Consider the following 22,672-nt stretch of genomic DNA (forward strand, 5'->3'; position numbering starts at 1 on the left):
CCGCGACCGCAACCGAATCGGTTTGCGCCGACGGGTGCCGCTCCTCACCCGAGTCAGCTTCCGCCGGCGACTCGGGCTCCACTGCTGAATCGGCGTCCTCGACCAGCGCAGCCTCGTCATCGAGACCGCTCTCGCGCACCTCAGCGTCGCTGGACGCCTCGGTGTCATCGCCTGACTCCGGGACACCCGCCGCCTCGGTCGCCGTGGCCGCCTCAGCGCCTGTCCCGGCCCCGGTGCCGAGGTGGATGGTCTCGTCGGGGGCGCCGACCGCCTCGGCCATACCCGAAATGCCGGTCGCGGTCGGTGCGCCACCGGCATCCGGTGCGTCGCGGCCGAGCGCCGGGACGTCGCCGGCCGCCGGACCGGCCGCGGCGGCCGGATCCGTCGACCGTGGATCCGGCACGGCACCCGCGGCGGACGCAGTGCTGCCCACGGCCAGGGGCGCGGCCGGGGCGGGGTCCTCGGAGTCGCCCGAGTCGTCCGGGCCGCCGGCCGAGTCGCCGGGGGCGGGGCGGCGCAGCGAGCCGCCCTGTTTCGGCGGGCGGCGGAGGCCTCCCGGGCGTACCACGTCGGGGTTGGTGAGGCTGGTGCTGCTGGCCGGCTCGACCGTTGGCACGTCCTCGGCCGGGGAGCGGCGGCGGAGGCCGCCGGGACGCGGGGCGTCCGGGTCGGCGGCGCCGGGAGCGGACGGACGGCGCGGCGAGAGCAGACCGGAGCGGCTGGTCAGGTCGTCGAGGTCCCAGCCGGTGCGGCGCGCGGGGACGTCGGCGCGCTTGACCGGCTTGCCGGGGCGCTGGCCGCCGGCCCGCCGGGACGCGTCCACGTGCTGCCCGGCGATGGTGAGCGGGGCCGGGATGACACCGCCGGCCGGTCCACTGACGGAGAGCGGCAGGTCCGGGTCCTCCGGCTCGGGCTTCACGGCCGCCGCGGCGGCCGCCGCGGCGAACCGGGCCTTGGCCAGCGCCGCGGCCTCGGCTATCGAGGTGGGGCTGGACTTGCGGGACTGCGCCTCGCGACGGGCCAGCGCCTCCCTTATCGTGTTCGGCACCGCGGGCACGTCATCGTCGTCGGCCGCGTCCGGCGCGTCCGCGTCGTCGCCGGGCCACCCGGCCGTCCCGGCACCGCCGGCGTCCCGCGGCCGGACCGCGTCATCGCTGCTCAGCGACCCGAACCCGGCTGCCAGGCCGGCGTCCTCGGTCAGCCGCGACCGCAGCCGCGCCACCGGATCGACGTCACCGGCCGCATCCGGACCGGCCCCGATCGCATCGCCGGCACCGGGGCCGGACCCGATCGCATCACCGGCACCGGAACCGGAACCTGCCGCCGGACCCACCACCGGCCCAGCGTCACCGGAATCGCGAATCCCGCCGTCACCACCGAATCCGCCGGCACCGCCGAACCGGTCAGCACGGCCGAACCGGTCGGCACCGCCTGAGCCGCGCGCACCGCCGGAACCGCCGATCCCGTCGATACCGTGGACACCGCCGGAACCGTCCGCACCGCCGAACCCGCCGGAACCGCCGGATCCGCCGGATCCGTCGGCACCGCCGATGCCGTCGGCACCACCCGGCGGCGCATCACCGCCCAGATGACCGAACCCGTCGGTGTCGCCCGGCCGCTCGTCGTCGCCCCGGGGCGCGCCCAGGCCGACGAAGCCGCCGGTGCCGCGCGCCACCAGCGCTTCGTAGGTTTCCATGCCCGCCCGGTCGCCGGTCGCCGCCGCGGACGGTGCCGTCACGGACTCGACCGGCCCGGACGGCTCCGCCGAGCCCTCGCCCCGGGGCCGGGGCGCGGCCAGCAGCCGCCCGGCCGCATCGATGCCGGCGCCGACCGTGGCCACTATCTCCGCCGCGTACGAGCCGTCCGGGTCGTAGTCCGGGTCGAAGACCGTGATCTCCATGCCGAGGCAGTGCGGCGTACCCACGAGGTGCTCCAGCAGGGCTTCGAGCTCGGTGAACGCGATCCCGCCCGGCTCCGGCGCGTCCACGGCCGGCATCACGGCCGGGTCGAGCACGTCCACGTCGATGTGCACCCAGAAGCCGGCGCAGTCCGCGATCTGGTCCAGCGCCCACTGCGCGGACCGCGGCGCCCCCTCCGCGCGCAGCGCCGGGACCGGCCGCGTCACGATGCCGGCGGCCTGGAGGTCGAGCCGGTACTCGTCGTTGGCCCGGATGCCGACCACGACCACGTCGACGTCCCGGTAGTACGGCCGGCGGCCCTCCAGCGCGGTCAGGTCGGCCTGCCCGCGCCCGGTGATCAACGCCAGGCCCTCGCCCGCGGCCGCGCCCACGTAGGAGGCGTTGCCGGGGTGCCGGAAGTCGGAGTGGCCGTCCACGAAGACCAGGCCGACGTGGCCGCCGACGGACTGGCCGAGCCGCCGCATGGCGAGCGCGGAGCCGAGCGAGACCGAGCAGTCGCCGCCGAGGATGACCGGGAACTCGCCGTTGTCGATGATCGTGCCGATCCGGTCGGCGAGCGCCACCGAGTAGGCTCCGATCGCGGGCGCGTGGCAGACGCCGTCGCCGGGCCGCCAGTCGCCCGGGTCGTACCGCGGCGGGGTGAGGCAGCCGGCGTCCCGGGCGCGGAGCCGGTGGAGCAGCCCCGCGTCCCGCAGCGCGCCCGGCGCCTTGGCGCAGCCCGGCACCGACGTCTCGGTCGGCGGGCGCAGACCGAGGTTGGAGGGTGCGTCGAGGACGGCGATCCGGCGCATGGCGGCGGCCTCTTAGAACAGCGCGTTCGCCAGCGCGCGGCGGGCGCTCGCGACGGCCGGGTCGTCCGGGCCGGCGACGGTGAACAGCGAGAGCAGGTGGCGGCGCACCGTCTCACGCTCGTCACCGTAGACGCGGCGGATGAGCTTGATCAGCCGGTCGTACGCCTCGGCCGCGTTGCCGCTGAGCACCTCGACGTCCGCCGCGAGCAGCTGGGACCTGACGTCGTCGGGCGCACCGGCCGCGACGGAGAGCGTGGCGCCCGGGTCGACGCCCTGCACCCGGCGGAACAGCGAGACCTGGGCGAGCCCGGACTCGGCGGCCGCGTCGGCCGGCGACTCGTTGAGAATCTTCTTGTACGCCGCCTCGGCCGCGTCCAGGTCGCCGTCCATCATCGCGTCGTCGGCCTCGGCCAGCCGCGGGTCCTCGTGCTGGGGTGCCTGCACACCGGCGGCCTTGAGCACGGCCTCGATGTACTGCCGGACCTGGGCCTCGGGCAGCGCGCCCTGGAAGCCCTGCACGGGCTGGCCGCCGACCACGGCCGCGACCATCGGGATGCTCTGGATCTGGAACGCCTGGGCCAGGCCCGGGTTGGCGTCCACGTCGACCTTGCCGAGGATCCAGGAGCCGGCGCCCTCCTCGGCGAGGCGCTCCAGGATCGGGGACAGCTGCTTGCAGGGCTGGCACCACTCGGCCCAGAAGTCGAGGATGACCGGCGTGGTCAGGGACCGCTCCAGCACCTCGGTCCGGAAGTCGGCGTCGGTCACGTCGATGACGGTGCCGGCGCCGGACGGCGAGGCGGGGGCCGCGGCGGAGGCGGCGGGGCGCGCCGCGGGCGCGGGCGCGGCGGTCGGCTGCGGGGTGCTCCGCAGCGCACCGAGGTCGACCGCGCCGCGGGTGAAGATCGACGAGGTGATCCGTGGGTCGCTCATGGTTGTCTAGTCTCGCACGCGAAGCCGCGCCGCCGCCCCGGCCGGACGCCGATCACGGTGTGCCGTCCCCGACAGGTTCCCTCGCCGCGGTGGCCATCACGACCTGCCCGTCGACGCTCTCCACCGCGAGCAGCGTGCCCGGCGGGTAGCTCTCCAGCATCGCGGGTGGCAGCTGCACCGTGCCGTCGCCGGCGACGACCGCGAACTCCTGCCCGTCGCGGCCCTCCGCGCCGACCCGCCCGTCCCGGATGGTGATCGCCCGGCCGAGCCGCGCGCCGACGTCGGGGTCGTGCGTGACCACCACGATCGTGGTGCCGCGCTCGCGGTTGACGGTCTCCAGCGCGTCCAGCACCTCGTCGCGCGCGGACCGGTCCAGCCGGGACGTGGGCTCGTCCATCAGCAGCAGTCCGGGTGAGGCGGCCATGCCGACCGCGAGCGCGGCGCGCTGCTGGGCACCGGGCGGGAGTTCGCCGACCGTGGCCTCGCCGAAGCCGCCCAGCCCGACCAGGCCGAGGATCCGCTCGAACGGCTCGACGTCGGCCGGCCTGACCTTGGCCGCGCGCCGCTGGGCCAGCCACATGTTCGCGGCGAGCGTGGCGTGCGGCAGCAGGTTGCGCGCGGCGCCCTGCAGCACCACGCCGATGTCGGTGCCGCGCATGCGGGCCAGCTCCGCGTCGGCGGCCTTGCCGAGGTCGACCAGCCCGACCTGGACGCGACCGGCGGACGGCCGCATCAGGCCGCCGAGCAGCGCGATCAACGTGGACTTGCCGGAGCCGGACGGCCCGACCAGCGCGACCGTGCTGCCGGGCGCGATGTCCAGGTCGACGCCGGAGAGCGCGACCACGTCGTTGCCCTCGACCCGGTAGATGTGCACCACCCGCCGGCAGACCACCGCGATGCCGTTCACCCGATCGCCCCGAGAAGCAGAAGATCAAACCCATCAGCGGGTACGCGGCCGGTGCGCGGCCGGTATCGACGATTCGCACCGTACCCCCGGACGTTGCTCATCGCTCCTCCACCGCTCGTCGCAGGGACATCGCCGAACCGGTCGCCACCAGGGACAACACCGCGAGCGCGGCGATCGGGCCGAGGACAGCGCCGGCCCGTGGCCGGCCCGGCGGCGGCAGCAGGGCCCAGCCGTCCACGTAGTACGTGATCGCGGCGCGCGTCATCCACCAGGAGAACGCGCCCGCGGCCAGCCCGAGCACCGCGCCAGCGGCCACCACCGCGAGCTGCGCGACCAGCTGACTGCGCCACGCCGGGCCGGCCCGCAACCCCTGCGCGCGCAGCGCCCGGAGCTGCCGGACCCGCCGGGGCCGGTCCGCGCCCAGCACGATCAGCGCACCCACGCCGAGCAGCACCGCGCCGGCCGCGGTGAACAGGTGGAACCGCAGCGCCAGCGCGGGTCCCTGGCCGGCCAGCACCGTCGTCCGTTCCGTGATCGACCGCTCGCCCGTGATGGACAGGCCGTTCTCGGTCAGCGCCGCGATCACCGCGTCCGGGGTGTCCGCGCGCAGCCACACCTGCGGTTCGATCGCCGGCGCCGCGTCGTAGGCGGCGATGTCCGCGTACTCCAGGTCGACCAGCGTGATCGCGCCGGCCGGCCCGGCCGTGAGGCGCCCGGCGCGCCCGACCGGCATCGGCCCGGTGGCGGACGGCACCGCGTCGGCCGGCTCGCCGCCGGTGACCACGGGCAGCGGCACCGGCGTGGCTACCGCGACCAGCCGCAGGTCCGGCCGGCCGCGCGCGCGGTAGGACAGGCGGGCGCCGTTCGCGCCGACGGTCAGCTCCGGGCTGTCCAGCACGGACCCGGAGGTGGTGCGCCAGCGGGCCGGGTCGGTCAGCCCGGCGTCGATCGGCCCGGACCCGTCCGCGATCTCGCTGATGGTCAGGTCGACCGCGTACTCGATCGTGTACGGCGTCTCCATCTCCACGGCGCCGAGCCGGCAGCCGGACGTGCAGGCCGCGATCACGGCCGTGTACGTCCGCTCGCCGTCGGCCAGCGTGCCGGCCTGCACGCGCACCATCGGGCCGGTGACCGGCAGCAGCGTGACCCAGAGCCGGCTGTTCTCCGGCGGTGCGACCGCGGTGGCGCGCACGGTCAGGGTGTCGCCGGTGACCCGCAGCGGGGTGGGCGGACGCGGCCGGATCAGGGACGCGACCGTGGCCGCGTCCGCGCCGTACCGCGGGTCCCAGTCCGCGACCGCGGTGAGCCGGGTGCTGTCGACCGCGAGCGCGTTCAGTTCGGAGCGGGTGACGCGCGCGGCCGCCATCGCGTACCGGCCGCCGGGATCGGCGGTCCGGACCGCGTGGAGCAGGTCCTGCTCGCCGAGCGGTGCGACGGTGAGCACGCGGGCCGCGCCGATGTCGGCGCGGGCCCGTTCGGACCGCCCCTCCGCCGCCACCACGGACGCGGTGACCGAGAACGAGACCAGCGCGAACACGATGACCGCGAGCGCCACCACGCGCAGCTGGGCCGGTTGCCGCGCGAACTCGGCCGCGGCGAGCCCGCGCACCAGCCGGCCGCGGCGCAGCGCCCGGCCGGCCGCGCGACCGGCCAGCACCCCGGCGATCCGCGCGCCGAGCAGCCCGGCGGTGAGCGCGATCAGCATCGGCACCAGCAGTTCGAGACCGCCGGCCGGCTCGTCCACGACGGTGACCTGGTAGGCCGCGGCCGCCGCGAGCGCGCCCGCGACCAGCTCGGCCGTGCCGACCGCGGCCTGCCGGTGCCGGGCCGGGGTGGAGCGCAGCAGCACCGCGACCGGCGCCACCACGGCCCGCCACTGCGCGGCGAGGCCGACCAGCAGCGCGCCGGCGACCGCGGCGATCGCGGCGATCATGGAGTCGGTGTTCGGCAGCACCGCGGGCGCGCCGTCCAGCGTGGCGGCGGACATCCACGCGACGATCGCCCACGCCGCGAGGTAGCCGATCGGCGTGCCGGCCAGCACCGGCAGCACCGCCTCCGCCACGACCAGCGCCCAGCGCAACGCGACCGGGGTGCCGCGCAGCGCGAACAGGCCGGCCTCGGTGCGCCGGAGCGCGACGCCGAACGAGACCGCGAACCAGAGCACCAGCCAGGCGAGCAGCACCAGCGGGAGCCCGGCCAGCGCCAGGCCGTCGCGCAGCTGCACGCCGCTGGCCGTGATCCGGGCGTCGAGCGCGGGCAGCTCGGTGCGGACCGCCCAGTCGGGCCCGGGCGCCCAGCCGCTCAGCGCGGCCGGTGCGGTCCGCGCCGCGTCCGGGAACGCCTCCGGACGGCCGATCAGGTCGGCGGACTCGACGTAGTCGGCGGCGAGCACGCGGTGCACGGTCTCCCGGGTGGTGAACATCGGGTCCGCGATCGGCTGCCGGGCCTGCCAGCCGGCGAAGAACGGCCGGCCGGCCCAGTAGTCCCCGGCCGGGTCGGCCGGCGTGTACAGGCCGACCACGGTGAACCGGCTGATCGGGTACTTCGCCCCGGTGTAGAGGACCGCGGTCGCGCCGAGCGGCAGCGCGGCCCGTTCCGCGACGCGCGCGCTGACCACGACCTCGTTCCAGCCGGTGGCGCAGCGCCCGGCGGTGATCGTGAGGTGCGCGCAGACGCCGGTGCGCCACGCGAGTGAGCCGTCGATCCCGTCCGGCAGCTCGTCCGGTGGCGGCGGCACGTCCGCGGGATCGGCGATCCGCCCGCCGATCCACAGCCCGCCGATCGTGTCGAAGCCGGCCACGGCCGGCAGGTCGGGCGCCAGCTCCGGCGGGTACACCTGGTCGGGACGGCTGCGGTCGGGCACGATCGGCGAGACGTGCCGCTCGGCCGTGATCCGGCGCTCGGCCGAGGTCGCGGCCCCGGCCTCGGTCGTCACGGCCGCGCGCTCCGCGGCGGAGGCGTAGAGCAGCGGTGCGGCGGCGGCGGTCGCGGCGGCGGCCGCGAGCAGCATCATCACCAGCGCGGACCGCCACCGGGCGCGCAGCGCGGCGCGGACGAGCGCGATCACGACCGGCCCGCCGATCCGCCGGCGTCCGTGCGGGCCGAGACCGCCAGCAGGGCCGCGGTCGCGACCAGCACGGCCGCGGCGGCCCAGAACGGCAGCGGTGGCACGGTGGGTGCCCGCCCGTCCGCGAAGACCGGTGTCAGATCGTGGTAGACGGTCCAGCTGAGCCAGCCGAGCAGCACGCCGGCCGTGACGCCGGACAGCACCAGCACCACCCGGTCCCAGCGGGCGCGCACCACGGCCGCGGAGAGGCCCTGAGCGCGCAGCGCGATCAGGTCGGCGGCCCGCCGCGGCCGTTCCACCGTCACGATCAGCACCGCGCCGGCCAGCGCCAGCACCAGGCCGAAGACGGCCGCGACCAGGTAGAGCCGGGTGGACTGGCCGGGGCCCTCCGCGGCGAGCTGCGCGGCCCGCCCGGCGATCGAGGTCTCATTCGCCACGGTCAGCCCGGCCGCGGTCAGGTCGCCCGGCAGGCCGGCCGGCGCGTCCGGGGACAGCCACACCTCGTACGCCGTGTTCAGGTCGGTGCCCTCGATCAGCCGGGACGCGTACTCGTAGTCCATCAGCATGCCGTTGTGGCCGAGGCCCGGCAGCGAGGGCAGCCCGCCGGCCATGGTGACCGGCCAGGGGCTCAGGTCGAAGCCGGTGGCGTGCCGGATGCCGTCCGCGTTCACGCCCTCCTCCGGCGCGGCCACCACGACCGGGACCGGCACCGGCACGTCCGAGCGCCGCAGCCGCACGTCGACGACCGCGTCCCGCTGGCCGGCACCGCTGAACGAGGCGGCCAGCCACGGGCCGTCCTGCCGCATGGTGAGCATCGCGGAGCCGAGGTTGAAGCCGGGCCGCCAGTGCCCGGGCGCGCCGAGATCCGCGCCGGTGAGCACGGTCCGGGCCGGCCCTTCCTGGCGCAGCTCGCGCAGGCGCAGCCCGTTCGGCCGGGGCAGGAAGCCGAAGTGGGACAGCCGGCAGCCGCCCGCGCAGCCCTCCACCGGCGCGCGCACCGTGGCCGCGCCGGGCTCCTCCGGCAGCGGCAGGCGAACCGTGACCGGCTTGCCGGCCGGGTCGACCAGGTGCACCGCGATGTCGGTGGCCGTGACCAGCTCGTCCGCCTCCACGTCGAGCACCAGCGCGGCGCCGTCGATCAGCACTGCCGGGTTCGCGTCCGTCCGCAGCAGGCCGGCCAGCGCGCGGAACCGGTCCGCGTCGAGCCCGCGCGGCCGGGCCGCGACGGCCGGCAGCCGGTCCGGCTCCACCGCGACCAGCGCGGCACCGCCCTGCCGGGTCCGCAGCACCGGCATGGCGAAGCGGCCGTCCGGGTCGGCCGCGTGCACCGCGTCCCGCAGCGCCTGCGGCGAGGGCGCGCGCACGGCCAGCACCCGGTCCGCGCCGACCTCCCACCGGGCGCGCTCGTCCGCGGCCCGCACGCCGAGGTCGGCCGCGGTGACGGCCTGGACCAGCAGCGCGATCGCGATCGCGAAGAGCGCGAGGACCCGGTGCCCGCCGGGCCGCCGGGCCAGTTGCAGCGCGGCCAGGCCGGCGGCGAGCCGGCCGGCCCGTAGCCGATGGGTCGCGACGCGCGCCGCGACCGGCGGGACCAGGCGGGCCGCGAGCAGCCCGCCGCCCAGCGCGAACAGCGCGGGGCCGAGCAGTGCCACGCCCTGGGCACCGGCCGCACCGGCGCTGTCCCGCTCGAACCAGGCCGCGGCCGCGAGCGCGACGACGACCAGCGTGACCGCGTCCAGCGGCCGGATCCGCAGCCGGGACGGGGTGCGCCGCAGCCCGTCCAGCACCGGGCCGCGCGGGCGGTGCGCGGCCGCGGCCGCGAGCACCACGGCGACGCACCCGAGCGCGGCCGCGCCGGCCCAGATCAGCGACGGTCCGGCCGGTGTCGGGACATCGAACTCGGCGCGGGCCGCGAGCGCGGTCGCGCCCCACCCGGCGAGGAACCCGGCCGGCGCCGCGATCGGCAGCGTGAGCAGGCCGGGAGCGACCGAGATCAGCACGCGCGTGCCGGCCGGTGCGCCGCGCAGCGCGGCCAGCGCGGCCTCGTCCCGGCGTTCCGCGGCGAGCTGCGCCGCGGCCAGCAGCAGCACGAACCCGCCGATCAGCCCGAGCTGCGCGGCCGTGATCGCGGCGCCGCGGAACAGCGCGTCCTCGTTGCCACGCAGCGAGGCGAGCAGCTCCGGCAACCGGGAGGAGAGGATCAGGTCGCCGGTCCGCTGCGGGGTGAGCGCGGCCAGGTCGGCGCGGGTGGCCGCGGCGTCCAGCCGCACGTCGGTGCGCAGCACGTAGTCGTGGGTGATGTCCACGATCGGCGCGCCGAGCAGCTCGAAGCCGCCGCGGTCGCCGAGCATCGCGCCGCGGTCCAGGGCCAGCCCGGGCGCGGTGCGCGCGGTCCAGAACTCGTCGTCGGCGTCGGCCGGCCGGAACACGCCGGTGACGGTGAGCGGCACGGTCGCACCCGGCACGCCCGCCAGCTCGACGGTGTCGCCGGCGGTCACCCCGAAGCGCGCGGCGGTCTGCGGCCCGAGCACGATCTCGTCCGGCCGGGCCGGGCAGGCGCCGTCCACGACCAGCCGGGTGCAGGCGCCGTCCACATGGTTCAGCCGGAACGACTCCGGGCCGTTCGGGCCGGCACCGGTGACGGTGGCGCCGACCGAGTCGTACCGCGTGAAGCGGGCGGCCGGCAGCAGGTCCGCCGCCACGGTGAACGAGGCGGCGATCCGGTCGGCATCGCCGAGTATGACGCCGCCGAGCCGCACCGCGCGGGCACCGGGCGTGGTGTCGGCGAGCGCGGCCGCCGTGGTGCCGGACGCGGCCGCGCCGGTCCAGGCCGGGATGGCGGCCGCGGCCGCGACCGTGAGGCCGGCGAGCAGCGCGAAGATCATCAGCCGGGCACGGTGGCCGCGGATCAGGCCGGCCAGCAGTCCCAGCACGAGCCACCCCCCGATCGCGGAACGTGACAGCGACGATAGGCGATCCCGATCCGCCGTGGGGGGCACCTCGGAACATCCCAGGATCAAGACGTCGTTCGCGTCGTTCCAGCGACGTGAACGACGCCTCGATCACCGGGTCTCAGAAGCGGGCCGGCTCCCGGTAGACGCCCCACGCCTCGCGCAGCACACCGCAGATCTCGCCGAGCGTGGCCTCCGCGCGGGCCGCGGCCAGCATCGGCGGGATCAGGTTCGCCTCGGTCCGGCAGGCCGCCGCCAGGTCGTCCAGGCTCCGCCGGACCACCGCGCCGTCCCGGGCCGCCCGCCGCTCCGCCAGCACCCGCCGCTGTTCCAGCTCCACCTCGTGCGAGACGCGCAGGATCGAAAGGTCCTTCGCGACCGTGCCGGTGTGCACGTTCACGCCGACGATCCGCTTCTCGCCCTTCTCCAGCGCCGCCTGGTACGCGAACGCCGACTCCGCGATCTCCGAGGTGAACCAGCCGTCCTCGATGCCGCGCAGGATCCCGGACGTGATGGTGCCGTCCGGCCCGAGGTTCCGGATCCGCGTGAAGATCTCCTCCGCCGCCTCCTCGATCCGGTCGGTGAGCGCCTCCAGGTACCACGAGCCGCCGAGCGGATCCGCCACGTTCGCGACGCCGGTCTCCTCCATCAGCACCTGCTGGGTGCGCAGCGCGATCTCCGCGGACTCCTCGGTGGGCAGCGCGAGCGTCTCGTCCAGCGCGTTCGTGTGCAGCGAGTTGGTGCCGCCGAGCACTGCCGCGAGCGCCTCCACCGCGGTTCGCACCACGTTGTTGACCGGCTGCTGCGCGGTGAGCGAGACGCCCGCGGTCTGGGTGTGGAAGCGCAGCCGGAGCGCGCGCTCGTCGGTGGCGCCGTAGACGTCGCGCAGCCACCGCGCCCAGATCCGCCGCGCGGCCCGGAACTTCGCGATCTCCTCGAAGAAGTCCACGTGCGCGTCGAAGAAGAAGCTCAGGCCGGGCGCGAACCGGTTCACGGACAGCCCCCGGGACAGGCCCAGTTCCACATAGCCGAAACCGTCGGCCAGCGTGTACGCCAGCTCCTGCGCGGCCGTCGCGCCGGCCTCCCGGATGTGGTAGCCGGAGACGGACAGCGGCTTGTAGCGCGGGATCTCCGCCGCGCAGTACTCCATCAGGTCGCCGATCAGGCGCAGGTGCGGCTCCGGCGCGAACAGCCACTCCTTCTGCGCGATGTACTCCTTGAAGATGTCCGTCTGCAGCGTCCCGTCCAGGGACGACAGCGCGGCGCCCTGCCGCTCGGCCGCCACCAGATACATACAGAAGATCGGCACGGCCGGCCCGGAGATGGTCATGCTGGTGGTGACCGCACCCAGGTCGATGCCGTCGAAGAGCACGTCCATGTCCGCGGCCGAGTCGATCGCCACGCCGCAGTGCCCGACCTCGCCGAGCGCCTCGGGGTCGTCCGAGTCGTACCCCATCAGCGTGGGCATGTCGAACGCCACGGAGAGGCCACCGCCGCCGGCCGCGAGCAGCATCCGGTACCGCTCGTTGGTCTGCCGCGCGTTGCCGAACCCGGAGAACTGCCTGATCGTCCAGGCCCGCCCGCGGTAGCCGGTCGGGTGGAGCCCGCGCGTGTACGGGAACTCGCCGGGCCAGCCGATCCGTTCGAAGCCGGGGTGGGGGGCGTCGTCCGGCGGGCCGTAGAGCGGCGCGACCGTCTCGCCGGAGAGCGTGCTGAAGTCCGCGTCGCGCTTGTGGGCGGCGTCGTACCGGGCCTGCCAGCGGGCACGACCGGCGGCGATCTGCTCGGCATCCATGCCGCACAGTCTAGGGGGCAACCTTAACGATCGCTAAGTGTTCCGCACTGCCATCCCGCAGGTGCAGCTCCGCGTCGCAGAACGCGGCCGCCTCCGCGTCGTGCGTGGCGAACACGACCGCGGCACCCCGGTCCGCCTCCGCGCGCAGCAGCTCCAGCACGCGCGCGCGGTTCACCGCGTCCAGCTCGCTGGTCACCTCGTCGGCCAGCAGCACGTCACCGGCCAGCGCCAGGCCGCGGGCCAGCGCGGTGCGCTGCTGCTGGCCGCCGGAGAGCTCCTCGACCAGCTGCCCGGACTGCTCGGCCAGGCCGAGCGAGGCCAGCGCGGTCGCGGCGGTCGCGCGCGCCTCGGACGGGCCCACACCGTTCGCCATCAGCGCGACCTGCAGGTTCTCCCCCGCGGTGAGGATCGCGGCCAGCCCGTTGTCCTGCGGCACCAACACCACGCGCCGGGTCACCGCGTGATCGCGGTCGCGGACCGGCTCGTCGCCGAGGCGCACCTCGCCGGCGCTCGGGCGCAGCAGCCCGGCCATCGCGTGCAGCAGCGTGGTCTTGCCGGCGCCGGACGGGCCGGTGACGGCCAGGATCCGGCCCGGCTCCGCGGTCACGGTGACGTCCCGGAGCACCGACTCCCGGCCGTAGCCCAGCGTGACACCGTCCACGATCAGCAGCGACATGGACCGGACCCTATCCCTTCCGTACGCCCACCGCCGCCCCTATGCTGGTGATCCTTGGTGGATCAGTTGATCTCCCAAACGGAGGGTGCCACATGAAGAAGACCGCCGCCGTGGCCGCGCTGCTCCTCGTCGTGGCCCTTCCCGCGCCGGCCCGGGCCGCCGCCGCGACGCCCGCCTACGACCTCGACGACGACTGCGTCACGCTGCAGGCCGCGCAGGGACACATCACCGAGAACGACGGGGGTTACGCGTTCGCCGCCTCGGCCACGTCCGCGGAGCGGTTCCGGTTCGACGCCACCGCGCTCGGCCGCTACACGATTCGCGATGCCGCGGGCGCGTACCCGTACCAGAGCGTGATCGGTTTCGTTCTTCCCGGCCGGACCTATGGGGACCGGGCCGACTGGACCGCCGTCACGACCGGCGCCGGGCGCTATCAGCTCACCTCGACCGCGACCGGCCAGCACCTCGGCGCGTTCCTCGGCCGCGTCGGCGGCGCGGACGCACCCGTCACACTCACCGCCACGCCGTCCACCGGCTGCGTCGCCGTGGAGGACATCGCGACCGGCGTGACCGGCACCGCCGCACCCGGCGTGAACGCGGACGGCACGCTCAACGGCTGGATCGACGGCCACGCGCACGTCACCGCGGCCGAGGCCTTCGGCGGCGACCTGCACTGCGCGGACGCGTTCGCACCCGGCGGTCCCGCGGTCGCGCTGAAGGGCTGCCCGTCGCACGCCACGCTCGGCATCGGCGCGCTGCTGGAGGCGATCATCGCGGGCACCGACCCGATCGACTCGCGCGAGGACGGCTGGCCCACGTTCGGCGACTGGCCGCAGCCCAACAGCCTGCTGCACGAGCAGGCGTACTTCCGCGGCATCGAGCGGTCCTGGCGCTCCGGCCAGCGTGTGCTCAACACGCTGCTGGTCGCCAACCGGATCATCTGCGGCCTCTACCCGACGCGCGACACGTCCTGCGACGAGACCGAGCAGATCCGCGCGCAGTACCGATATCTCCGCTCCATGCAGGACTACGTGGACGCGCAGAGCGGCGGGCCGGGCCAGGGCTGGTTCCGGCTCGCGGCCACGCCCGCGGAGGTTCGCACGATCGCGGCGCAGGGCAAGCTCGCGGTCACCATCGGCGTGGAGAGCTCGGAGCTGTTCGGCTGCAACGTCACCTGCACCACGGCCGCGGTCGACGCCGGGCTGGACGAGCTCGAGTCGATGGGCGTCAGCGGGCTCTACCCGGTGCACAAGTTCGACAACGCGTTCGGCGGCACCCGCTTCGACTCCGGCGCGACCGGCGTCGCCGTCAACATCGGCAACCTGATCAGCACCGGCCGCTGGTGGACCGCGGACTCCTGCACCGGCCCGCACGACAACGAGCAGCCGCTGGTCAGCGACGAACTGGCGGAGCTGCTCCGGCTCGGCGAACTCGGCCTGCCGCCCGGCACGATCCTCCCGGTCTACCCGAGCGGCCCGATCTGCAACACGCGCACCCTGACCCCGATGGGCGAATACCTGGTCACGCGCATGATCGAGCGCGGGATGATCATCCACATCGACCACCTGGGGGTACGGACCGCCTCCGCCGTGCTGGACCTGGCCGAGGCCGCGGACTACCCGGGCGTGGTGTCCGTGCACTCCTGGTCCGACCCCACGATCGTCGGCCGGATCATCGCGCTGGACGGCTTCGTCGCCGGCTACGCACACGCGGCCACGGACGCGGGCGACGGCGAGACACCGTTCCTCGACGAATGGCGGGCCAACACCCAGGGCCACACCATCAGCGGGTACGGGATGGGCTCCGACGTCAACGGCCTCGGCCCGCTGCCGCCGCCGCAGCTCGCACCGCCGGCCGGCCCGCAGCCGTACCCGTTCACCGCGGTCAACGGCACCACCGTCGACCGGCAGGTCTTCGGCACGCGCACATTCGACCTCAACACCGACGGCGTCCCGCAGTACGGGCTGTACGCGGACTGGGTCACCGACCTGATCCGCCAGGCCGGCCCGGACGGCCCGCGGCTGCGCTCGCAGCTGATGAACGGCGCCGAGGCGTACGTGTCGATGTGGGAAGCGGCGCGCGGATGACCGTGCCCCTTCTCCCGCCGGGCTTCCGGTTCGGCATGGCCACCTCGGCGTACCAGGTGGAAGGCGCCTTTGATCTGGACGGCAAGGGGCCGTCGATCTGGGACACGTTCACGGCGCGGCCCGGCACGATCCGGCACGGCGAGGACGGCCGCGTCGCGATCGACCACTACCACCGGTGGGCGGAGGACGTCGCGCACATCGCGGCGGCCGGCACGCACGACTACCGGTTCTCGTTCTCCTGGCCGCGCGTGCTGCCCACCGGCACCGGCCCGGTCAACAAGCCCGGCCTGGACTTCTACGACCGGCTCGTCGACACGCTGCTGTCGCACGGCGTCCGGCCGGTCCCGACGATCTACCACTGGGACCTGCCGCAGGCGCTGGAGGACGCGGGCGGCTGGCTGTCCCGGGACACCGCGTACGCGCTCGCCGACTTCGCCGCGATCCTGGCCGCCCGGCTCGGCGACCGGGTCCGCGACTGGATCACGCTGAACGAGATGAGCGTGCAGACCCTCTACGGGTACGCGCTGGACTCGCACGCGCCCGGCCGCGGGCTCGGGTTCGGCGCGCTGCCGGTCGCGCATCATCAACTGCTCGCGCACGGGCTGGCCGTGTCGGCGCTGCGCGCGGCCGGCGCGGCCACGGTCGGCGTGGCCGCGCAGCACTTCCCGGTCTCACCCGCATCCGGCGATCCGGCCGACGTCGAGGCCGCGTCGGTCTTCGCCACGCTGACGAACTGGCTGTTCGCCGACCCGATCCTGCGCGGCGGCTATCCTCCGTCGCTGCTCTCGCTGCTGCCCGTGCACGACGGCGACCTGGAGATCATCGCGGCGCCGCTCGACTTCTACGGCGTCAACTACTACGAGCCGACCCGGGTCGAGGCGCCGCGCGCGGGCCGGGACTACCGCGGTGTGCTGGAGGTGGACATCCCGGCCGGGATGCCGTTCGCGCCGGTGCCGGTGCCGGCCGCGGAACGCACCGACTTCGGCTGGGCGATCGTGCCGGCCGGCCTGACCACGATCCTCACCACGCTGCGCGAGCGTTATCCGTCGCTGCCGCCGGTGGTGGTGACGGAGAACGGCGCGTCGTTCCGCGAGCCGGTCGCGGACCGCCGGCGGATCGCGTACCTCGACGCCCACCTGCGCGCGGTGCTGGACGCGCTCGCGGCCGGCGTCGACGTGCGCGGCTACTACGTGTGGTCCGCGCTGGACAACTTCGAGTGGGCCGCGGGTTTCGGGGAACGCTTCGGCCTCATCCACGTCGACCCGGCCACGCTGAACCGGACCCGAAAGGAGTCCTGGCACTGGTTCCGCACCCTGATCGCCGCCCAGCCTCCGACCTGAGCCTCAACCGCGCGGTGAGTCAGTTGGCCCTGTCCAACGGCTCAGCTTTCGCTGTATCACCAGTTCGGACCGCCTGTGCCGTCAGTCGAGAATGGCTGTTCGACTGGTCAGCCTCGTCAGTTCGACTGGCCGGCTCGATTGGCCGGTCCGCGCGGTGCGGTGCGGTGCGGCTCGTCACCCGGGCCGGCTCGATTGGCCGGTTGGCGCGGTGCGGCGCGCAGGCGGTCGACGAACGTGGCGGCGATCCGGGTCAGTCGCTCGGACCGGCCCTCCTCCGCCCAGCCGTCCACCAGGCTGAGCAACGCGCTGCCCTCGACCAGGATGATGAAGTCGTCGATCACCGCGTCGTCCGCCACGCCGGCGCGAAGCTCGCCGCGCTCCCGTGCCTCGCGCATGCAGACCCGCAGCAGTTCCCGGATGCCCAGATGCGACTCGCGCCGCGACGCCGCCAGCCGCGGATGGGACAGCGCCGCCCCCGCGAACGCCACATTCACGTGCGCGTCCGCCGCCCGCTCATCGTCGAACGGCAACGCCGCCCCAAGCGCCGCCCGCAGCGCCGCCAGCCCCGCGAGATCGCCGCCGAGCCGGAACGCGCGCGCCACGATCCGCTCGTACATCGCGGCCTGCGCCGCCACCAGGATGTCGTCCTTGCCCCCGAGAAAGTGCGCCAGCACACTCAGCGAGCAGCCGGCCTCGTCCGCGATCGCTCTGGTCGTGGTGCCGTCCACACCCCGCGCGCGAACCACCCGCCAGGCCGCCGCCAGCAGCTCCGCCCGCCGCTCCCCATGATCGACCAGCCTCGGCACGCTCCCACCCTACGACCCGCCCCCACCGAGCCCACAGAGCGCCGCCATCCGGACAATTCCCACCCCACCACCGCGACACCCCAGCCCTCATGATCAAGGCGTCCCACGTCGTTCAAGCAACCTGAGGGACGCCTCGATCATGGAGGCACACCCACCTCCCACTTCCCGCCGCGCGCTTCCCACTTCCCGCCTCCCGCAGCGCGCCGCCCGCCACGCGCTTCCCGCCACCCGCCACCCGGTGCCCGCTGCCCGCCGCCCGGTACCCGCCGCGCGCCGCCCGCTGCCGCCACGCGCTTCCCGCTGCCGCCACCCGCCACCCGCCGCATGCTGCCGCCACGCGCTTCCCGCTACCCGCAGCGCGCCGCCCGCCACGCGCCGCCCGCCACGCGCTTCCCGCCGCCCGGTACCCGCCACGCGCCGCCCGCTGCCCGCCGCCCGCTTCCCGTCGCCCGATGCGCTTCAGCATCGGCTTTGTTACAGGCCCCGATCGAGCGCCCCCGCCCGATATTTCAGCATTTAGTCGCCCAGTCACCGGACAAGGCCTCAATAGCGCCCGGGTCGCCGGCCTCGCCTCAACACCGAAGCGTCGATAGCGCCTCCGGCCGCTGCACCGGCTCACGCCTTGGCGTCGAACGGCTCAGGACAGCGACTCGAGCAGGGAGGCCGCCGCCGAATAGGGATCACGGCGACCGGCCACGACCTCTGCCGCCAGGTCCGTCAGCGCGGTGCCGCCGCGCAGCGCGGACAGCCGGGCGCGCACCGCGCCCAGCGCGATCGCCTCCACCTCCGCGGCCGCGCGAGCCGCGCGGCGGCGGTCCAGCTCGCCGTGCGCGGTCAGCCAGGCATGATGCTTGTCCAGCGCCGCCAGCGTCTCGTCGATGCCCTCGGCGCGGGACGCAACCGCGCGGACCACCTGCGGGCGCCACTCCCCGGGTCCGCGGTCGGCAAGGCCGATCATGCCCTGGATGTCGCGGTAGGTGGCGTCCGCGCCGTCCCGGTCCGCCTTGTTGATCACGAACACGTCCGCGATCTCCAGGATGCCGGCCTTCACCGCCTGGATCGCATCGCCCATGCCGGGCGCCAGCAGCACCATCGTGGTGTCCGCGAGCGACGCCACCTCGACCTCGGCCTGGCCGACGCCGACCGTCTCGACCAGCACCACGTCGCAGCCCGCGCCCTCCAGCACGCGCACGGCCTGCGGCGTGGCGGCGGAGAGACCGCCGAGGTGACCGCGGTTCGACATGGAACGGATGTACACGCCGGGATCGGTGGCGTGGTCCTGCATGCGGACGCGGTCGCCGAGGATCGCGCCCCCGCTGAACGGGCTGGACGGGTCGACGGCCAGCACCCCGACCCGGTGGCCCTGCTTACGCAGCGCGCGGACCAGCTCGTTCGTGGTGGTGGACTTGCCGACGCCGGGCGAGCCGGTGACGCCGACGATCCGGGCGCGCCCGGCGTACGAGGCGAGCGCCACGGCCATCTCCGGCAGCGTCTCGTCACCGGTCTCGACCAGCGTGATCAGCCGCGCGACGGCACGCGGATCACCATCACGGGCATGCTCGACCAGCAGGGGAATGTCACGGCTGCGACGCAGGGAACTCACCCGCCGAGCCTGCCACGAATCGCGCCCGCACGCCGTGCCCCCAGCCGGCCCGGACGCCAGCCGCAGCACCACGCCGCCACTCCTCCCGCAGCACCACGCCGCCGCACGCCACCCGCAGCACCACCCGGCCGCGCCCCACCCGCTGCACCACGCGGCCGAATGCTGATCCCGGCGTCCGGGATGCCGGGACGGCGCGTAACCGTCACGGCACGCGGATGATCAGGGCGTCGCCCTGGCCGCCGCCGCCGCAGAGTGCGGCCGCGCCCACGCCGCCGCCGCGACGGCGCAGCTCCAGCGCGAGCGTCAGCGCCAGGCGCGCGCCGGACATGCCGATCGGGTGGCCGAGCGCGATCGCGCCGCCGTTGACGTTCACGATCTCCGGGCGGATGCCGAGGTCGCGGATTGACTGGATGCCGACCTGCGCGAACGCCTCGTTGATCTCCACCAGGTCCAGGTCGGCCGCGGTCAGCCCCTCCTTGGCGAGCGCCGCGTTGATCGCGTTCGAGGGCTGCGAGTGCAGCGAGTTGTCCGGGCCGGCCACGTTACCGTGCGCGCCGATCTCCGCGATCCAGCTCAGGCCCAGTTCCTCCGCCTTCGCCCTGGACATCACCACGACCGCGGCCGCGCCGTCCGAGATCGGCGACGCGCTGCCGGCCGTGATCGTCCCGTCCGGCGCGAACGCGGGCCGCAGCCGGGCCAGCGACTCCGCCGTGGTGTCCGGCCGGATCCCCTCGTCCTCGCTGATCACGATCGGGTCGCCCCTGCGCTGCGGCACCGAGACCGGCGCGATCTCCTCCGCGAAGTGCCCGTTCTTCTGCGCCGCCGCGGCCCGCTGGTGGCTGGCCGCCGCGAACGCGTCCTGCTCCTCGCGGGTGATCCCGTGCCGGGCGCCGTGCCGCTCCGTGGACTCGCCCATCGAGCAGCAGTCCCACGCGTCGGTCAGCCCGTCCAGCGCCATGTGGTCCCTGATCACCACGTCGCCGTACTTGTATCCCTGCCGTTGCCCCACCAGCAGGTGCGGCGCGTTGGTCATCGACTCCATGCCACCGGCGACCACGATGTCGTACTCACCGGCCCGGATCAGCTGGTCCGCGAGCGCGATCGCGTCGAGACCGGAGAGACACACCTTGTTGATCGTCAGCGCCGGCACCGACATCGGGATCCCGGCCTCCACCGCGGCCTGCCGCGCCGGGATCTGCCCCGCCCCGGCCTGCAGCACCTGGCCCATGATCACGTACTGAACCGCGGCCGGGTCGACGCCCCCGCGCTCCAGCGCGGCCCGGATCGCCACGCCGCCGAGCTTCGTGGCCGGGAAGTCCTTGAGGTTGCCGAGCAGCCGCCCCATCGGGGTCCGCGCTCCGCCGACGATTACCGATCCCATCGCTACCGCCCCTGTGGGTCGACGCTGACCTTAACGATTGTTTGGGTCAGACTATCTCCCATGACTTCACAGCCCGATGCCGGATTCGTCACACAGGGAGACATCGGCATCCTCCGCATCGACCACGTCGGCATCGCGGTCGCGGACCTCGACGCCGCCGTCGACTTCTACGCCCGCGTCTTCGACATGCACTGCATTCACCAGGAAACCAACACCGACCAGGGGGTACGCGAGGCGATGCTCTCCGTCGGCCGCACTCCCGACGGCGGCCGACTCCAGCTCCTGGCCCCGCTCACGCCGGACTCCACCATCGCCAAGTTCCTCGACCGCAACGGCCCCGGCATCCAGCAGCTCGCCTACACCGTGGCCGACGTGGACGCCGCCTGCGCCGCACTCCGCGCCCGCGGCCTGCGCCTGCTCTACCCGGAACCGAAACGCGGCACCGCCGGCTCCCGCATCAACTTCGTCCACCCCAAGGACGCCGGCGGCGTCCTCGTCGAACTCGTCGAACCCGCGCCCACCCCCTGACTCACACCCCCGCACCCCTCGCCGAGCCAGGGCCCAAGCGCCGCCCAGGCACGCAACCCACACATCGCTCGCACCAGACGCCGCGGGCGAACTCCACGCCGCCCGGCCGGCCCCACCCACCCACACCCGACGAAGCCCACCCACTGAGCCTCCCGCGTCCGGGTGCGCGCCGCGATCCGCGCCGCGACCGCTGCGACGAAACCTCGGCGCAGGGCGCCCGATCGGTCGGCGCGCCGAGACTGCGGCGCCAACGCTCAGCAACCGGACGTCAGCTGGGCAAATCCCCACGAAGGATGTGCCTGGGCCCGCCACGTCGCCGGCAAAGAAGCCACCAGACACCACAAGCCACCACACGCGCCGCAAGCCACCGGGCGCCGCAAGCCACCGGGCGCCGCAAGCCACCGGGCGCCGCAAGCCACCGGGCGCCGCAAGCCACCGGGCGCCGCAAGCCACCGGGCGCCGCAAGCCACCGGGCGCCGCAAGCCACCGGGCGCCGCAAGCCACCGGGCGCCGCAAGCCACCAAGGGCTTCAGGACCGATATTTCGGCATATAGCGTCGGCTCCTCAGAGTTTCCCGCTCGCGCAAGATCCTTATGTCGCTGGCGGCTGTTTCATCGCTCGCCAAAAAGCCAGCAGCGACATAAGGATGTCGGGTCTCACTCTGGAAGGCCAAAGCCCGAAACGCACAAGTAGGCTCATCCAGCGCGCCGTTACCACGCATGACGACCTGCGGCAGCGCGACGTCAGCTCGCCCCTGCTGAATAAGCCCTTTGTTCTGAAAAGCTGCTCGATCAACGGCGGAATGTACTCCAGCGCCCTCATGGGACGCCCATAAGGGCCCTGGAGTACATTCGACGGATGATCAAATGCTAGATTGGGCAACCTGCCCCACGATTCGGCAACTGGCCATGACAAAATCAAAGGCTTGTTCAGCAGGGGCGAGTCGGCGCCGCGTCGCCGCAGGCCAGCGCTGTCGGCGCGCAGCGCGCTGAACAACCCTCCGAGTGTTGGCCCGATTGAGGCCATTCAGCGTGATGTTGATCCATCGCGCCGGCCTGCAGCAACGCAGCGTCGGCTCACCGCGCGGAACAAGCCTCACGATCTGAAATAGGCCGAGGATGCCGTTCTTCGACATTTTGAGGCTTATTCAGCGCGGCGACCTCACGCCGCGTTGCCGCAGGCCAGCGCCGTCGGGGCGCGGCGCGCTGAATAACCCTCATTGAGGCTTATCGAGCGGGGCGAGCCGACGCCGCGTCGCCGCAGGCCAGCGCTGTTGGCGCGTAACGTGCTGAATAACCCTCATTGCATGGCGGCGCCCCGGGCGCCCTGCGCCCGATATTCGGCATATCACGGTCAAGCCTACCCCGCATCTCGACGACTTCAAGATCCTTCCATACCTCATGGACCTTTCGATGGCCATGAAAGGCCCATGAGGTATGGAAGGATCTTGACTTCCGCTGAAGTGATTCTCGCGGAATTCGGATAGCGCCGACCGGATTCGAAAATAGATTATAACGGGAGATTTTGGGCGGGCCACGTCCGCGCGCCACGTCCGCGACTCAACGCCCGCGACTCGATACCCGCGCGCCACGCCCGCCACCCACACCCCCGCGCCACGCCCGCCACCCACACCTCCGCGCACGCCCGCGGCCCGTCGCCGGGAGCGGTCGAGGAACGCTCCGCCGTCTCCGCCGTCGGCGCGAGGGCCTCCGCTGCGATTGGTGACGCTGAAGAGGCTCGTCGGTCGTCTGACAAGACGACGTTTCGGGTGCGGAGCGCCCGTGAATCGATGCCGTGGGACTGGAAGCGGCGCCGGGGCCCTGCGCTCCACGCCGGGAGCGGAAGGGAGGCCGCCCGCGGCCGACCGGTGCCCGCGGGAGCACTGGGAATC

The 22,672-nt window shown here is 74.4% G+C and carries 13 protein-coding genes and 1 pseudogene; 3 read left to right on the forward strand and 11 right to left on the reverse strand.

The features are described from left to right. Window positions 1–1,819 precede the first annotated feature (1,819 nt). The 7 genes and pseudogenes from J2S43_RS29015 to J2S43_RS29045 form a co-directional block, all read right to left on the reverse strand. Window positions 1,820–2,710, reverse strand: a pseudogene (locus J2S43_RS29015) (arginase family protein); the annotation flags it as partial. Window positions 2,711–2,722: 12 nt separating this feature from the next. Then, a complete protein-coding gene (locus J2S43_RS29020) occupies window positions 2,723–3,640 on the reverse strand; it encodes a tetratricopeptide repeat protein (protein WP_306834575.1) in 918 nt (305 codons plus the stop codon). A gap of 52 nt (window positions 3,641–3,692) precedes the next feature. Further along, window positions 3,693–4,547 carry an ABC transporter ATP-binding protein gene (locus tag J2S43_RS29025; protein ID WP_306834577.1) on the reverse strand — a complete coding sequence of 285 codons (855 nt, stop codon included), beginning with the start codon at window positions 4,545–4,547 and terminating at the stop codon, window positions 3,693–3,695. 97 nt (window positions 4,548–4,644) lie between these two features. Beyond that, entirely contained in the window at window positions 4,645–7,614 is a 2,970-nt protein-coding gene (locus J2S43_RS29030) for an FtsX-like permease family protein (protein WP_306834578.1), read from the reverse strand. Then, window positions 7,611–10,547: a hypothetical protein gene (locus J2S43_RS29035; RefSeq protein ID WP_306834580.1), complete on the reverse strand. Its 2,937-nt coding sequence runs from the start codon at window positions 10,545–10,547 to the stop codon at window positions 7,611–7,613. Before J2S43_RS29035 ends, J2S43_RS29030 begins: the two co-directional genes overlap by 4 nt. Window positions 10,548–10,686: 139 nt before the next feature. Further along, window positions 10,687–12,360: a coenzyme B12-dependent isobutyryl-CoA mutase large subunit gene (gene icmA, locus J2S43_RS29040; protein ID WP_306834582.1), complete on the reverse strand. Its 1,674-nt coding sequence runs from the start codon at window positions 12,358–12,360 to the stop codon at window positions 10,687–10,689. A gap of 10 nt (window positions 12,361–12,370) precedes the next feature. Continuing rightward, window positions 12,371–13,036 carry an ABC transporter ATP-binding protein gene (locus tag J2S43_RS29045; protein WP_306834584.1) on the reverse strand — a complete coding sequence of 222 codons (666 nt, stop codon included), beginning with the start codon at window positions 13,034–13,036 and terminating at the stop codon, window positions 12,371–12,373. A gap of 92 nt (window positions 13,037–13,128) precedes the next feature. Between J2S43_RS29045 and J2S43_RS29050 the strand changes: the two genes are divergently transcribed. Further along, complete coding sequence (locus J2S43_RS29050; RefSeq protein WP_306834585.1) at window positions 13,129–15,123, forward strand: amidohydrolase family protein; 1,995 nt, start codon at window positions 13,129–13,131, stop codon at window positions 15,121–15,123. After that, window positions 15,120–16,463 (forward strand): GH1 family beta-glucosidase, encoded by a 1,344-nt coding sequence (locus tag J2S43_RS29055; protein WP_306834587.1) that lies wholly within the window; start codon window positions 15,120–15,122, stop codon window positions 16,461–16,463. Before J2S43_RS29050 ends, J2S43_RS29055 begins: the two co-directional genes overlap by 4 nt. A gap of 116 nt (window positions 16,464–16,579) precedes the next feature. Here the strand turns inward: J2S43_RS29055 and J2S43_RS29060 are convergent, their stop codons facing one another. The 4 genes from J2S43_RS29060 to J2S43_RS29075 form a co-directional block, all read right to left on the reverse strand. Next, window positions 16,580–17,269 (reverse strand): TetR/AcrR family transcriptional regulator, encoded by a 690-nt coding sequence (locus tag J2S43_RS29060; RefSeq protein ID WP_306834589.1) that lies wholly within the window; start codon window positions 17,267–17,269, stop codon window positions 16,580–16,582. Window positions 17,270–17,906: 637 nt separating this feature from the next. Beyond that, window positions 17,907–18,872 carry a methylmalonyl Co-A mutase-associated GTPase MeaB gene (gene meaB, locus J2S43_RS29065; protein WP_306834591.1) on the reverse strand — a complete coding sequence of 322 codons (966 nt, stop codon included), beginning with the start codon at window positions 18,870–18,872 and terminating at the stop codon, window positions 17,907–17,909. Further along, window positions 18,847–19,023 (reverse strand): hypothetical protein, encoded by a 177-nt coding sequence (locus tag J2S43_RS29070; protein ID WP_306834593.1) that lies wholly within the window; start codon window positions 19,021–19,023, stop codon window positions 18,847–18,849. Before J2S43_RS29070 ends, meaB begins: the two co-directional genes overlap by 26 nt. A gap of 51 nt (window positions 19,024–19,074) precedes the next feature. Beyond that, window positions 19,075–20,253 (reverse strand): acetyl-CoA C-acetyltransferase, encoded by a 1,179-nt coding sequence (locus J2S43_RS29075; protein ID WP_306834595.1) that lies wholly within the window; start codon window positions 20,251–20,253, stop codon window positions 19,075–19,077. A gap of 60 nt (window positions 20,254–20,313) precedes the next feature. On the opposite strand from J2S43_RS29075, the gene mce reads away from it, so the two are divergent. Continuing rightward, on the forward strand, window positions 20,314–20,781 hold the full coding sequence (gene mce / locus J2S43_RS29080; RefSeq protein ID WP_306834597.1) for a methylmalonyl-CoA epimerase: 468 nt from the start codon (window positions 20,314–20,316) through the stop codon (window positions 20,779–20,781). Window positions 20,782–22,672 lie beyond the last annotated feature (1,891 nt).

Source organism: Catenuloplanes nepalensis, from assembly GCF_030811575.1.
GTDB lineage: Bacteria > Actinomycetota > Actinomycetes > Mycobacteriales > Micromonosporaceae > Catenuloplanes > Catenuloplanes nepalensis.